Annotated in this window: 15 protein-coding genes; 2 read left to right on the top strand and 13 right to left on the bottom strand. The window is 67.6% G+C overall.

Annotated elements, in window-relative coordinates; translation table 11 throughout:
- Window positions 1-41: 41 nt before the first annotated feature.
- The 7 genes from mnhG to mbhE are packed head-to-tail and all read right to left on the bottom strand — an operon-like array spanning window position 42 to window position 6,215.
- The gene (gene mnhG, locus BAY61_RS21240) at window positions 42-383 is read right to left on the bottom strand and encodes a monovalent cation/H(+) antiporter subunit G (protein WP_091810182.1); all 342 of its coding nucleotides are present in this window, start codon (window positions 381-383) and stop codon (window positions 42-44) included.
- Window positions 380-646, bottom strand: coding sequence for an MrpF/PhaF family protein (locus BAY61_RS21245; protein ID WP_091810193.1), 267 nt, complete (start codon window positions 644-646; stop codon window positions 380-382). Before BAY61_RS21245 ends, mnhG begins: the two co-directional genes overlap by 4 nt.
- Window positions 643-1,209, bottom strand: a complete 567-nt coding sequence (locus BAY61_RS21250) for a Na+/H+ antiporter subunit E (protein WP_091810194.1) — start codon at window positions 1,207-1,209, stop codon at window positions 643-645. The genes BAY61_RS21245 and BAY61_RS21250 overlap by 4 nt, the downstream gene beginning before the upstream one ends.
- A complete protein-coding gene (locus BAY61_RS21255) occupies window positions 1,206-2,744 on the bottom strand; it encodes a Na+/H+ antiporter subunit D (protein ID WP_091810196.1) in 1,539 nt (512 codons plus the stop codon). Before BAY61_RS21255 ends, BAY61_RS21250 begins: the two co-directional genes overlap by 4 nt.
- Complete coding sequence (locus tag BAY61_RS21260; RefSeq protein WP_091810197.1) at window positions 2,741-3,238, bottom strand: Na(+)/H(+) antiporter subunit C; 498 nt, start codon at window positions 3,236-3,238, stop codon at window positions 2,741-2,743. The genes BAY61_RS21255 and BAY61_RS21260 overlap by 4 nt, the downstream gene beginning before the upstream one ends.
- Complete coding sequence (locus BAY61_RS21265; RefSeq protein ID WP_420848869.1) at window positions 3,235-3,795, bottom strand: MnhB domain-containing protein; 561 nt, start codon at window positions 3,793-3,795, stop codon at window positions 3,235-3,237. Before BAY61_RS21265 ends, BAY61_RS21260 begins: the two co-directional genes overlap by 4 nt.
- Window positions 3,792-6,215, bottom strand: a complete 2,424-nt coding sequence (gene mbhE, locus BAY61_RS21270) for a hydrogen gas-evolving membrane-bound hydrogenase subunit E (protein WP_091810199.1) — start codon at window positions 6,213-6,215, stop codon at window positions 3,792-3,794. The genes BAY61_RS21265 and mbhE overlap by 4 nt, the downstream gene beginning before the upstream one ends.
- Window positions 6,216-6,391: 176 nt before the next feature.
- Between mbhE and BAY61_RS21275 the strand changes: the two genes are divergently transcribed.
- Together BAY61_RS21275 and BAY61_RS21280 are read left to right on the top strand one after the other, a co-directional pair.
- On the top strand, window positions 6,392-6,874 hold the full coding sequence (locus BAY61_RS21275; RefSeq protein WP_091810200.1) for a cation:proton antiporter regulatory subunit: 483 nt from the start codon (window positions 6,392-6,394) through the stop codon (window positions 6,872-6,874).
- A gap of 3 nt (window positions 6,875-6,877) precedes the next feature.
- The gene (locus BAY61_RS21280; protein ID WP_091810202.1) at window positions 6,878-8,113 is read left to right on the top strand and encodes a cation:proton antiporter; all 1,236 of its coding nucleotides are present in this window, start codon (window positions 6,878-6,880) and stop codon (window positions 8,111-8,113) included.
- 7 nt (window positions 8,114-8,120) lie between these two features.
- Here BAY61_RS21280 and BAY61_RS21285 read toward each other — a convergent pair whose 3' ends face one another.
- The 6 genes from BAY61_RS21285 to xerD form a co-directional block, all read right to left on the bottom strand.
- The gene (locus tag BAY61_RS21285) at window positions 8,121-8,861 is read right to left on the bottom strand and encodes a pseudouridine synthase (RefSeq protein WP_091810204.1); all 741 of its coding nucleotides are present in this window, start codon (window positions 8,859-8,861) and stop codon (window positions 8,121-8,123) included.
- Complete coding sequence (gene scpB, locus BAY61_RS21290) at window positions 8,851-9,633, bottom strand: SMC-Scp complex subunit ScpB (RefSeq protein ID WP_245865307.1); 783 nt, start codon at window positions 9,631-9,633, stop codon at window positions 8,851-8,853. The genes BAY61_RS21285 and scpB overlap by 11 nt, the downstream gene beginning before the upstream one ends.
- On the bottom strand, window positions 9,630-10,490 hold the full coding sequence (locus BAY61_RS21295) for a segregation and condensation protein A (protein WP_091810205.1): 861 nt from the start codon (window positions 10,488-10,490) through the stop codon (window positions 9,630-9,632). The genes scpB and BAY61_RS21295 overlap by 4 nt, the downstream gene beginning before the upstream one ends.
- A complete protein-coding gene (locus tag BAY61_RS21300) occupies window positions 10,490-11,023 on the bottom strand; it encodes a hypothetical protein (protein WP_091810207.1) in 534 nt (177 codons plus the stop codon). Before BAY61_RS21300 ends, BAY61_RS21295 begins: the two co-directional genes overlap by 1 nt.
- The gene (locus BAY61_RS21305; protein WP_091810209.1) at window positions 11,020-11,985 is read right to left on the bottom strand and encodes a ParA family protein; all 966 of its coding nucleotides are present in this window, start codon (window positions 11,983-11,985) and stop codon (window positions 11,020-11,022) included. The genes BAY61_RS21300 and BAY61_RS21305 overlap by 4 nt, the downstream gene beginning before the upstream one ends.
- A gap of 104 nt (window positions 11,986-12,089) precedes the next feature.
- Entirely contained in the window at window positions 12,090-13,019 is a 930-nt protein-coding gene (xerD, locus tag BAY61_RS21310) for a site-specific tyrosine recombinase XerD (RefSeq protein WP_091810211.1), read from the bottom strand.
- Between the last annotated feature and the right edge of the window lie 31 nt (window positions 13,020-13,050).

Raw genomic sequence — 13,050 nt, forward strand, 5'->3', positions numbered from 1 at the left:
CTCCTGTACCGATACGTGCGGGGTCCTATTCTGCCTTCCGGTCAGCTCCGGTCCGCACGCAGGCGTTCGTCGAGGTCGTCGGCCACCAGCGTGGACCTGTCGACGGCGCCCGTCCGGTAGGCGGAACGTCCGAAGAGCTGGGACAGCACCGGCGCGGTGATCACCTGGAAAAGGCCCGCGATGACGAGCCCGACCGCGTATTTGGGTTCGAGCCGCACGGCCGCACCGGCGAGGATCAGCAGCAAACCCAGCGTCTGCGGTTTCGTCGCGGCCTGGAGCCTGCTCACCGCGTCGGGCAGCCGCAGCACGCCGTAGGCACCCACGACACAGAACAGCGCACCGGAGATCAGCAGGACGGCGCAGATCCAATCACGGACCGTCATCGGTACTCCTCTCTGCGCTCGATGAGCCGCAGCACGGAGATCGACCCGACGAAGCCGAGCAACGCGACCGACACGATCAGCGCGATGTACAAGCCGCTCGACGTCATGGCCATGGTCACCGCCGTTCCAGCGACGATGAGCACCACGAGCACGTCGATGGCAAGGATGCGGTCGAGCGTGCGCGGACCGCGGATGAGCCGCACGAGCAGCAGCAGGCCCGCCAGCGAGAGCAGGCCGAAGGTGATCGCGAAGACGATGCTCATTCTGCCTCCACAGTGGATCGGACCCGCCGCGCCTTCGCCTGTTCGGCTCGCTCGCGCACGGTGTCGGATTCGTCGGCGCCGCCGTAGGCGTAGATCACGCGCACCTGCAAGTCCAGCGCGTCGTCGAAGATCTTGTCCGTGTCGGCCTTCGACCTCACACCCAGTACGTACACGTACCAGACGGCGCGCCTGCGATCGATTTGCAGGACGAATTTGCCAGGCCCCAGCGAAAGCACGTTGGCGGCCGAGGCGATCACATGGTCCACATCGGACAAGACGGGCACGGCGACGATGGCGGCCTTGATGTCGTCGCCGTCGCGCCATTGGTCCCAGCCGAGCCGCACGGCCGAGAGCACGATGTCCCACACGAGGTAGGCGCCGAGCCCGATCAGCCGCACCGGATGCTTGAAGATGTTCCACCTGTGCGCTGGCAGCGGGAACAGCAGCAGCACGATCAGCGAGAGCAGCACGCCGAAGAACGCCGTCGAGAGGTCGAGCGTTCCCCACAGCGCGAGCCAGACGATGACGAGCCAGAGAAACAGGGCCGGGGACAGTCGTTTCACGGCGTTCCTCCCTCGTGGCCGAGCACGGCCGTCTGGTAGGCGCCGCCTTCGAGCAGGTCGTCGGCGGCCCGTTCGCTGATTTCCGAAAGCGGCCCCGCGAACGCGGCGATCAGCAGGGTCACCACGACGACCCCGCCGGTGGACACCAGCATTCCCCGCGAGGTCGAGCCGGTTCCCACGGTCAGCTCGTCGGTGGGATCGGGGTCGGGATGCGGTGGCGCGACCTTGCCCCAGAACGCCCCGACCCAGATCTTGGTCACCGCGAACAGGGTCAGCAGGCTGGTGAGCACGGCCGCGGCGGTCACCGCGTACGCCGCGGTCGTCCCGACCTCGGCGCCCGCCTGCAACAGGGTGATCTTGGCGACGAAGCCGGAAAACGGCGGGATTCCGGCAAGGCTCAGCGCCGGTAGCGCGAACAACACGGCGACAAGCGGATACGCCTTGGCGACACCGGACATCGTGTTGAGCGACACCGTGCCGGTATGCCGGGTGATGAGACCACTCACCAGGAACAACGCGGTGACGACCGTGATGTGGTGCACGATGTAGAGGATCGCCCCGGCGAGCCCGATGACGGTGAACAGCGCCAGGCCGAAGATCATGTAGCCGATGTGACTCACCAGCAGGAACGACAGCATCCGGTTGAGGTCGTTCTGCGCGATGGCGCCGAGCCCGCCGATGATCATGGTCAGCAAGGCGACGATCAGCAGCAGCGTCCAGCTCACGCCGTGGCTGAACACCAGGGTCTGCGTGCGGATCAGCGCGTAGACACCGACCTTCGTCAGCAGGCCGGCGAAGAGCGCGGTGACCGGAGCCGGTGCCGTCGGATAACTGTCCGGAAGCCAGAAGTGCAGTGGTACCAGCGCGGCCTTGATCCCGAACACGACGAGCATGAACAGACCGAGCGCGCTCTGCACACCGGGCGAAAGCTGTGCCATCTCCCCGGGCAGCGCGGCGAGATTGATCGTTCCGGTCGCCGCGTACACCAGCGCGATCATGGTGATGAACAGCAACGACGAGGTGAGACTGACGATCACGTAGGTCATGCTCGCCTTGACCCGTGCCGCCGTCGTCCTCCTCGTGATCAGCACGTAGGACGAGGCCAGCATGATCTCGAACGCGACGAAAAGGTTGAACAGGTCGCCGGTCAGGTAGGCCAGCGAGACCCCGGCACACAGCACCAGATACACCGGGTGGAAAGCGGTCGATGCCGTTTCCCTGCCGTAGTCGGTGATGCGCTGGCCGATGGAGAATATGAGCACGGCGAGCGTCACGATCGCCGACACCAGCAGCAGCAACGCGGCCAGCCGGTCGGCGACGAGGGTAATCCCGAAGGGCGCCGAGTATCCGCCGAGCTGGAGCACCACGGGCCCCTCGGTGTCGGCCCTGTACAGCAGCGCACCGGCGATCGCGGCGATGGCGGCGAGCACGAGAACTCCGATGATGCGCTGCACGCTCGGGAACCGGCCGGCCATCAGCGACAGCGCGGCGGCGAGCAGCGGGAGCAGTACGGGTAGTACGACGAGAACGGTCACCGGCGCGCCTCCCCACCGTTGGAGGCCGACCCCGCGGCCGTGCTGTCGGTGCTGTCGGTGTCGTCAGAGTCGTCGCTGTCCTCGGGCCCCTCGGAGTTCTCGTCGTCGGAGTCGCCCGCGTTGACGTCCTCGATGCTGTCCTCCGCGTGCCGCACCCTGCGGTCTTCGACGTCGTCCTGTACCTCGTCGTGACCGAGCAGCACGCGGGACCGGTAGGCCATGGCGAGCAGGAAGGTGGTCAGCGCGAAGGTGATGACGATGGCCGTCAGCGCGAGCGCCTGCGGAAGCGGGTCGACCATCATCTCGATCGCCGCGGTTCCCACGAACACGGGCTGACCTGGTGGGCCGCCCGCGACCTGGAGGAAGAGGTTCGCTCCATGGCCGAGGATGACGATGCCGATGATCACGCGCATGAGCGAGCGCTGCATGATCAGGTAGAAGCCCACCGAGTACAGCACCGCGAGCACGGCGGCCATGACGATGTTGATCGTCATGTCCGCTCCACCTCCTCGTCGTCGAGCATCACGCCTTTCTCGGTGCCCGCTCCCACCGTGCGCAGCAGGTCGACGACGACACCGACGATGAGCAGGTACACGCCGACGTCGAGGAACAGGTTGGTGGCGATCTTGAGTTCACCGAGCACGGGAACGTCGAGGGTCCACTGTGCCGAGGCCAGCACCGTCTCCCCGAAGAGCGCCGGCACCAGCGCGGTGACCACCGCCAGCGTCAACCCCGCGCCGATCACGACCGGCGGGTGAATCCGGATCGCGGCGGCCAGCTCGGCACTACCGCCCGCCATGTAGCGCAGCACGAACGCGAGCCCGGCGACGAGCCCCCCGCTGAATCCGCCTCCCGCGTCGTGGTGACCGGCGAACAGCAGATACACCGACACCATCAGGACGGTGGGGAACACGATCCTCGCGCAGACTTCCAGCAGCAGCGACCTCGGCCAGCCGTTGCAGGCGTCGTCGGACATCAGCCAGCGGTCGCGGGGCGCGTCCCACTGGGTCCAGGGAACCGGTTGTTCCTGGTCGTCTTGTCCGGCCGTCACCGGTTCACCTCCGTGGCTTCAGTCGTGTCCGTTGCCGTGCGCGCACCGAGGGCGCTGTCCGGAGAGTCGCCGTCGGGAGGTTCGCTCCTCCCCGCCGGATCGTCGTCGGGGGAATCCCGCTGCGCCGACCGGCTCCTCGCCCTCGCGAGGATGAGGCTCGCCGCGCCGGTCGCCGCGACGGCGAGCACGGCGATCTCGCCGATGGTGTCGAAGGCGCGGAAGTCCACGATGATCGCGTTGACGACGTTGCTGGCCCCCGTTTCGGCCTCGGCGTTCTCGATGTAGGCCGTGCTGGCGGCCGGCATCCCCGGCTCCCTGCTCGCCGAGACCAGCACCGCGACGACGGCGACGAAGAGCCCCGCCACGACCGAGATGCCCGCCTTGACCCACCTGTCCTTGCGGATGAAGTGCCGTTCCTCGATGAACCGGGGCGGGAACCTGCGGATCACGAACACGAAGACGACGAGGGTGAGCGTCTCGACGAGGAACTGGGCCAGCGCGAGATCCGAGCCACCGTCCACGATGAACAGTGCGCCGATGCCGTACCCGACGGCACCGGTCAACAGCACGGCGGTGAGCCGCCGCCGGGCGAGCACGACGGTGAAGGTCGCCGCGACGACGAGTATCGCGAGCGGCAGTTGCAGCCAGGAGTCGAACCAGCGCAACTCGCCGGGCCAATCCACACCGGCCAGCAGCCCGCCTCCCGGCACGAGCACCATCACGACGAGGATCACGCCGATGTAGGTGGGCAGCGAACCGGCCTGCAACCGGCCGGTGACCGCGTGGGAAACCCATTCCAGCCCCGCGACGGAATACCGGTAGCCGCGCTGCGCCTGTAACGGACCGGGAACCCAGCCGGACAGTTTCGGCACGAGCACCGGCGCCGCGCGGAAGAGCCCGTAGCCGAGCAGCAGGATCACCGCGCTGAGTACGAGCGGACCGGTGATCCCGTGCCACAGCCCCAGTTCGTAGGACGGCCGCCGCGTCACGTAGTCGTCGGCGTACCCGGCGACGAGCGGTTCGAGCAGCGCCGTCGCGAACGGCAGCACGAGACCGGCGATCGCGGGCAGCGCGACCATCGTGCTCATCCCGACGCCCGGCTGGGTCGCCGGAATGGGCTCGGCGTCCTTGCGGGTGCGGAACGCGCCGGTCAGGAAGCGCAGGCTGTAGGCGACGGTGAACACCGAGCCGATGGCGACGCCCACCAGCAGCAGCAAGTCCTTGGTGTCGCCGTGCAGCAGGGCTTCGAGCGCGACCTCCTTGCCGAGGAAGCCGAGCAGCGGCGGGAAACCGGCCATCGAAAGCACGGCGAGCGTGGCGAAGATCGCGAGCATCGGCCAGCGCTTGCCCAGTCCGGACAGCTCTCTGATGTCGCGGGTTCCGGTGCGTTTGTCGATGATCCCGACGGTGAGGAACAGCGCCGACTTGAAGAGGCCGTGCGCGAGGATCAGGGTGGCATCGGCCACTGCCGAGATCCACGTTCCCACGCCGAGCAGCACCATCAGGAAGCCGAGCTGGCTCACCGTGCCGTAGGCGAGCAGCGTCTTGAGATCGTGTTCCCGCAACGCTCTGAACCCGCCGAGCACCATGGTCCACAGGCCGAGCACGACGATCGGTATCCACCACGCGGGCAGGCCGGCGAACGCGGGCGCGAACCTGGCCACGAGGTAGACACCGGCCTTGACCATCGCGGCCGCGTGCAGGTAAGCGCTGACCGGGGTCGGGGCGACCATCGCGCCGGGAAGCCACGGGTGGAAGGGAACCTGCGCCGATTTGGTGAGCGCGCCGAGCAGGATCAGCAGCGCCGCCGCCGTCACGACCGAGCCGTCGGGGGGATCGGCGATGATCTCGGAGATCCGGAAGGTGCCCGCAGCGGTGCCGAGCAGGATGAGCCCCAGCAACATCGCCAGCCCGCCGGACGCGGTCACCAGCAGCGCCTGGGTCGCCGATCTCCGCAGCTTCTTCGTCGAGCCGTCGCCCCCCACGAGCAGGAACGAGCACACCGTCGTCAGTTCCCAGAACAGGTACAGCGAGATGATGTCGTCGGCGAGAACGAGACCGAGCATCGCGCCTGCGAACATGGTCAGCAGCGCCGAGTTCCGCGCCACCGAGGAGTCGTCCGGCTTGGCGTAGAAGAAGTAGTAGCAGAGCACGACCGCGCCGATTCCGGAAACCAGCAGGATCATGATCAGCGACAGCGCGTCGAACCTCGTGGTGAACTCAAGTCCGATGTCCGGCGCCCAGGCGACGGATTCGGTCGGCGGCTGATCACCGAGTGCCTTGCCCGTCCCGGTCAGCGCGTAGCCGAGGGTCGCCGCTGGGGCGAGTGCTCCGACGAGGAAGGCGACCTTGCCCCACCGGCGCGCGATCAACGGCAATAGCGCTGCAAGCACCAGGTGGGCCGCGATCGCAATCAGCACTCGTTCTCACCGTCCGTTCCGTGTCCGTCGTGCTCCCGATGACGGTGGTCGCTGTCAACCAGTCGTCAATGCGATCCTACGTACCGCTCTGATCAGGCCGCGCGCCGACCAAACCGGACACTTGCGCCAATTCAGCCAATACCGCCTCTACCTGCGGAATCAGCTACTGTTGATACGTGAACGTCGAAGTAACTCCCTTGCCGGGCATCGGCGTCCGGAAAGACTTCGGACTGGCCAACGGCCGCCGGGTCGGCGTGGTCACGCACCGGGACGGCAAGATCGATCTGATCGTGTCCAAATCCGAGGACCCCGACGCCTGTCTCGCCTCGTTGCCGCTCACGGCCGAGGAAGCGGGCGCGCTCGCCAACCTCCTCGGCGCTCCTCAGTTGGTCGCGCAACTCACCGAGGAACACAGGGAATTGCCGGGCATCAACACAAGACAGTTGCCCGTGAAGACGGGCTCCCCCTTCGACGGAAGGACGCTCGGCGACGCGGCGATCCGCACGCGCACCGGGGTTTCCGTCGTCGCGGTCATGCGCGCGGGGCAGGTGAACCCCTCGCCAACACCGGATTTCACCTTCACCGCGGGCGATCTGCTCGTCGCCGTCGGCACCCCCAAAGGTCTCGAAGCCACCGCCAAGATCTTGCAGCACGGCTGAGTTGTGGATCACACGGCACTCGAACTCATCGAACTCGGCGCCGTTTTCTTCGGTTTGGGGGTTCTCGGCAGACTTGCCGGAAAGATCGGCATGTCCCCGATCCCCCTGTACCTGATCGGAGGACTGTTCTTCGGTCAGGGTGGGGTCGTCCCGCTCGGCGATATCGGAAGTTTCACACAACTCGCCAGCGAGATCGGTGTCGTGCTGCTGTTGTTGCTGCTCGGCCTTGAGTACTCGGCTGCCGAACTGTTCACCGGGCTGAAACGCTCATGGATGGCAGGACTCGTCGACATCGTGCTCAACGCCGCACCCGGCGCGATCGTCGCGTTGCTGCTGGGCTGGGGGCCGATCGGCGCGCTCGTACTCGCCGGTGTCACCTACATCTCGTCGTCGGGAATCATCGCGAAGGTACTCGGCGATCTCGGCAGGCTCGGTAACAGGGAAACGCCGGTCGTTCTGTCCGTCCTCGTCTTCGAGGACCTCGCGATGGCGATGTACCTGCCGATCCTCACCGCGGTACTCGGCGGCGTCAGCTTCTTCGGCGGGCTGGAAGCCGTTGGCATCTCGCTCGCGGTGATCACCGTCGTGCTCGTTGTCGCGCTGCGGTTCGGCCGCTTCGTCTCGGCCATCGTCGACAGCGAGGACCGGGAAGTGTTCCTGCTCAAGGTGTTCGGCTCCGCGCTACTCGTCGCGGGGCTCGCCTCGGCGATGCAGGTCTCGGCCGCGGTCGGCGCTTTCCTGCTCGGCATCGCGATCTCCGGCTCCACCGCGGAGAACGCGACGCGCATGCTGGAACCGTTGCGCGACCTGTTCGCCGCCGTGTTCTTCGTCGTCTTCGGCCTCAACACCAACCCTGCCTCGATACCGCCCGTGCTCGTGTGGGCCGTGGTACTCGCCGTCGTGACGACCATGACGAAGGTCGCAACCGGTTGGTGGGCGGCGCGCAGAGCCGATATCGGCAGACTCGGCAGGGCACGCGCCGGTGCCGCTCTGGTGGCCAGAGGGGAGTTCTCCATCGTCATCGCGGGGCTCGCCGTCTCGGCAGGCGCCGTCGACGGCAGGCTCGCCGCGCTGGCCACCGCCTACGTGCTGCTGATGGCCATACTCGGACCCGTGGCGGCGAGGGTGGTCGAGCCGGTGGCCGGTGCCGTGCAACGCAGGCTTGCCCGCCCGGAACCTTCGGCGAGCCCGGCGCCTGCCCCGGAAACTCCAGGCACCGACCCGACGAACACGCCGTGAGTATGGCTCAGAGGCCGACGGACCGGTAGAGCGCGCCGATCTCCTGGCGGCTGAGCGCACGCATCGCGCCCGGCTTGGTCGTGTTGAGCTGCACGTCGCCGACCGCGGTCCGGACCAGCTTCCGCACGGGATGCCCGACCTCGGCGAGCAACCGGCGCACGATGTGCTTGCGGCCCTCGTGCAGCACGATCTCCACGAGCGTGCGCCCCGGCCTCGCGTCCTTCACGCGGAACGCGTCGGCCTTGACCTGACCGTCCTCAAGCTCGACCCCGGCCCGCAGGCGCTTGCCGAGGCCGCGCGGCACCTCGCCGTCGACCTCGGCGAGGTAGGTCTTCGTGACGTGATACGACGGGTGCATCAGCCGGTGGGCGAGGTCACCGTCGTTGGTGAGCAACAACAGCCCCTCCGTCTCGGCGTCGAGCCGCCCGACGTGGAACAGCCGCTCCCTGCGCTCGCGCACGTAGTCGCCGACGCAGGGCCTGCCCTGGTCGTCGGTCATCGTGCTGTGCACCCCGCGCGGCTTGTTGAAGGCGAAGTAGAGCTGGTCGTCACGAAGAATGACCCGCAGCCCGTCGACGTGAATGACGGCGTTGTCCGGGTCGACCCTCCTGCCCAGCTCCCTCACCACGTCCCCGTCGACGCTCACCCTGCCCCGTGCGATGAGGTCTTCCGCGGCGCGCCGGGACGCGACGCCGGCCCTCGCGAGAACTTTCTGCAGACGAACGCCTTCCGGCGCGTCAGATGTCATCGATCGAATCCACTTCGGGCAGGAGCGGAGCGATGGCGGGCAACTCGGTCAACGACGAGAGCCCCAATCGCTCCAGGAACAGTTCCGTTGTCACGTACAGGATGCCACCCGTCTCCGGATCGGCGCCGCTCTCCTCGATGAGCCCCCGCGCGACCAGCGTGCGGATCACCCCGTCGACGTTGACCCCGCGCACCGCCGCGACTCGCGATCGCGTCACCGGCTGCCGGTAGGCGATCACCGCCAGCGTCTCCAGCGCCGCCCTCGTCAGCTTCGATCGCTGACCGTCCAGCAGTAGTTTCTCCACGAACGGCGCGTAGGTGTCCCTCGTGTACAACCGCCAGCCGTCGGCGACCCTGCGCAGGTCGATGCCGCTCGCCTTGTCGGTGAGATCCTCTGCCATCGACCGCAGCGTCTCGGTGACCCGGTCGACCGGCTGCTCAAGGGCCTCCGCGAGGGCTTCCTCGTTCACCGGCGAGTCGACGACGAGCAGCAACGCCTCCAGCGCCGACACAAGCGCCTCGTAGCCGCTCAGATCGGGCAGCGCGTGAGCGGGCGACACGGCGACGAGGTCGGTGTCCTCGGCGCCGGGCAGCTCATCGGCGGGCTGGTCCGCCTCCTCTGCCTCGCCCTCGGAGGCAGAGGAGACAGCCAAGTCGGCGGGGTCCGGCTCCACGTCCGTGGTGGCCCCGACGCTCTGGCCGGGGTCCGGTGTGCCGGGCTCGGCCTCGGGTGCGGTGCCCGCATGGCCGGCCGGTGGGTTCGGCTCGCTCACCCGTACTCCTCGTCTTCGCTGGTACCCGCACGGTCGCGGTCCGCGTCGGCGGTCGCGTCGTCGACGGATCCGCCCGTCCATCGCACGTGCAGTTCGGAAAGGGCTTCGAGCTGCTCGAAGTTGACCGAGGACTCGCGGTACAACTCCAGCAGCGCGAGGAACCTCGCGACGATCTCCACGGTGTGCTCGCAGTCGTCGACGAGCTGCCCGAAGGTCGCCTCGCCGGCCTCGGCCAGCCGCAGCCGCAGGATCGCGGCGTGCTCGCGGACCGAGACCTTTCCCGCGTGGATGTGGTCGAGCGACACGGTCGGCGGCGGTTTCGGGCGGAACACCCCTGCCGCGATCTCGGCGAACTTCTCAGGGGTGACCCCGAGCATCACCTCCGGCAACAGCCCGAGGTAGCGCTCCTCAAGCGCGACCGAGCGAGGGTAGCGGCGCAGCGCCCCGGCCTCCAGCTCGGCGAACAACGCGGCGACCTGCTTGTAGGCCCGGTATTGCAGCACTCTGGCGAACAGCAGGTCCCGAGCCTCAAGCAGGGCGAGGTCGTCTTCGCTCTCGACCTCGGCCGACGGCAGCAGCCGCGCGGCCTTGAGGTCGAGCAACGTAGCCGCGATGACCAGGAACTCCGTGGTCTCGTCGAGGTCCCATTCCGCGCCGAGATTGCGGGTGTAGGCGATGAAATCGTCGGTGACCCTGTGCAGCGCGACCTCGGTGACATCGAGCTGGTGCTGCGAAATGAGCTGCAACAGCAGGTCGAAGGGACCCTCGAAGTTGGCAAGGCGCACCTTGAACCGAGGTGCGGCCCCTTCTTCCACTGGCACCTGGCCGTCGAGCTGGGGCGGTGCCCCTTCTTCCATCAGTTCGTGGCTTCCTCGGCGTCGACGGCGTCGACCACGCCGCCGCTCAGCCTGCGCACGAGTACCGAGTCGGCGCCGTGCTGGTCGAAGTCGGCGAGCAGCACGGCGACGGCCTCCCTGACGATCCGTCCCCTGTCGACGATGAGACCGTGCTCACCGCGCAGGGTCAGTCTCGCGTGTTCCATCGCGAGCAGTTCGTCACCCGCGACGTACACCGTGATCTTGGCGTCGTGTTTCTGCCTGCCGGAACCTCTGCGGGGGGAAGCCGAGGACCCCGTGGATCCGGGTCCCCTTCCGGCCGCGCTCTGCGCCGCGCCGGATCCGTACCCGTTGCCGGTGTCGTCGTGACTGCCGTTACCGCCGTAGCCGTTACCGCCGTGCCCGTTGCCATTGCCGTTACCGTTGCCAGTGCCGTTGTCGCTGCCTGAGCCCGTCCTCGGGCTGGTCTCGACGGTCAGCGAATCCCCGAAGGTGGGGCTGCTCGTTCGACGGAAGAGCTCTGACGCACCAGGCAGTGAAGCTCGCCTGCTCACCGAGCGATCACCTCACGAGCCAGCGCGCGGTAAGCCGCGGCACCAGCCGACCTCGGCGCCCAGCGAGTGATTGGCTCGCCGGCCACAGTGGTCTCAGGGAATCGCACGGTGCGGTTGATCACCGTGTCGAACACGGTGTCCCCGAATGCCTCCACCACGCGCGCCATGACCTCCTTCGAATGCAGGGTTCTCGGATCGAACATGGTGGCGAGAATCCCCGTGATATCAAGTTTGGGGTTGAGCCTCTCGCGCACCTTTTCGATGGTGTCGATCAGCAACGCCACGCCACGCAGACTGAAGAACTCGCACTCCAGGGGGACGATCACGCCGTCAGCGGCGGTGAGCGCGTTGACGGTGAGCAGCCCCAGCGATGGCTGGCAGTCCACTAGAACATAGTCGTAGACGTCCATCACCGGTCTCAGCACCCTCAGTAACGTGTGCTCACGCCCGACCTCGGCGACGAGTTGCACCTCGGCGGCCGACAGGTCGATGTTGCTCGGCAGCAGGTCAACGTTCTCCACCCTGGTCTGCCGGATCACGCCGGTGATGTCCACCGAGCGTTCCATGATCACGTTGTAGACGGTCTGGTCGAGTTCGTGCGGCTGGATGCCGAGGCCGACCGACAGCGCCCCCTGCGGGTCGAAGTCGACGAGCAGCACCCGCCTGCCGTACTCGGCGAGCGCCGCGCCGAGGTTGATCGTGGAGGTGGTCTTTCCGACGCCGCCCTTCTGGTTGCACATCGCGACCACCCGGGCAGGCCCGTGGGTGCCGATGAGCGGGGGCTCGGGGATCTCGCGGCGAGGCCGGCCTGTCGGCCCTAATCTCGCCTTCGCGTCCTTGCCGTTCATCTCCTCCGCCGCGGTCACGTCAAACTCCCCACTATCGCCGCCGGTCTCGGTTGCGATGCTCACCCGGCTGAGGCTGTCCGGGACGCGCCGCGCCGGTTCCTGGGAAGTCGACATATGGCGAAAGCTCCTCGTTCGGCCATGGACGGCGCAAGCCTATTCGGGCGCATAAAGCACCAGCAATACGGCTCGCCGGGCGCGAACGGAGTACTTTCGATGGCTTAGCCGAGCGCCCGAGGATGGGCCGTCGCGTAAACCTCACGCAGAGTATTCACCGTTATCAGAGTGTAAACCTGGGTCGTCGTCACGGACGCGTGACCCAGAAGCTCCTGGACAACGCGCACATCGGCGCCACCTTCGAGAAGATGTGTCGCAAACGAATGGCGCAACGTATGCGGCGAAACGGACGAAGAAATGCCCGCGAGTTCCGCTGTGGTCTTGAGCACCTGCCACGCGCTCTGCCGGGACAACCTGCCTCCCCGCGCGTTGAGGAACACCGCCGAGGTTCCCCTTCCCTTCGCGGCGAGCGCTGGCCTCGCTCTCACCAGGTAGGCGTCGAGCGCGGCGAGAGCGGGTCTGCCGAAGGGAACCAGCCGTTGCCGGCCGCCCTTGCCGTCGAGCAGAACGGTCCGCTCGCTCTCGTCGATGTCGTCGAGATCGAGGCCGACCGCCTCGGAAATTCGCGCTCCCGTCGAGTACAGCAGTTCCAGCAGCGCGCGGTCGCGCAGCGCCCGCTCCCCCTCGGCCGCGGGCATGTCGAGCAGGCGCAGCACATCCGCCAGCGGCAGCGCTTTCGGCAGGCGCTTCGCGGGGGCCGGTGGCCGGACGTCGCGGGAGGGGTCGTGCTCGGTGATGCCCTCCGCGTGCGCGAACCGGTGCAGTCCTCGCACGGCGACGAGCGCTCTCGCCGACGAGGACTGCGCCAGCGGCCGGTGCTCGGAATCGCCTTCCCGCAGCGCCACCCCGAACGCCGTGATGTGCTCTGGCCCGACGCCGCCGAGTTCCGGAACGCCGTTGCCTTCGAGGAAAGCGGTGTAGCGCCGCAGATCGCGGGTGTAGCCGTCCAGTGTGTTGCGCGCCGTACCCCGCTCCACGGTGAGGTGGTCGAGGTACGCCGCGACAACTTGGCTTACTGCGGTATCGCGGACCACGCGCCCACCTTAGAGTGCGTGGGCAAGAGAA

Source organism: Prauserella marina (genome assembly GCF_002240355.1).
Taxonomy (GTDB): Bacteria; Actinomycetota; Actinomycetes; order Mycobacteriales; family Pseudonocardiaceae; genus Prauserella_A; species Prauserella_A marina.

Bases quoted from the DNA above. Each gene is read 5' to 3' on its own strand.
- mnhG (WP_091810182.1), bottom strand. From the start codon at position 383: ATGACGGTCCGTGATTGGATCTGCGCCGTCCTGCTGATCTCCGGTGCG.
- BAY61_RS21245 (WP_091810193.1), bottom strand. From the start codon at position 646: ATGAGCATCGTCTTCGCGATCACCTTCGGCCTGCTCTCGCTGGCGGGC.
- BAY61_RS21260 (WP_091810197.1), bottom strand. From the start codon at position 3,238: ATGACGATCAACATCGTCATGGCCGCCGTGCTCGCGGTGCTGTACTCG.
- BAY61_RS21285 (WP_091810204.1), bottom strand. From the start codon at position 8,861: ATGACATCTGACGCGCCGGAAGGCGTTCGTCTGCAGAAAGTTCTCGCG.
- BAY61_RS21295 (WP_091810205.1), bottom strand. From the start codon at position 10,490: ATGGAAGAAGGGGCACCGCCCCAGCTCGACGGCCAGGTGCCAGTGGAA.
- BAY61_RS21305 (WP_091810209.1), bottom strand. From the start codon at position 11,985: ATGTCGACTTCCCAGGAACCGGCGCGGCGCGTCCCGGACAGCCTCAGC.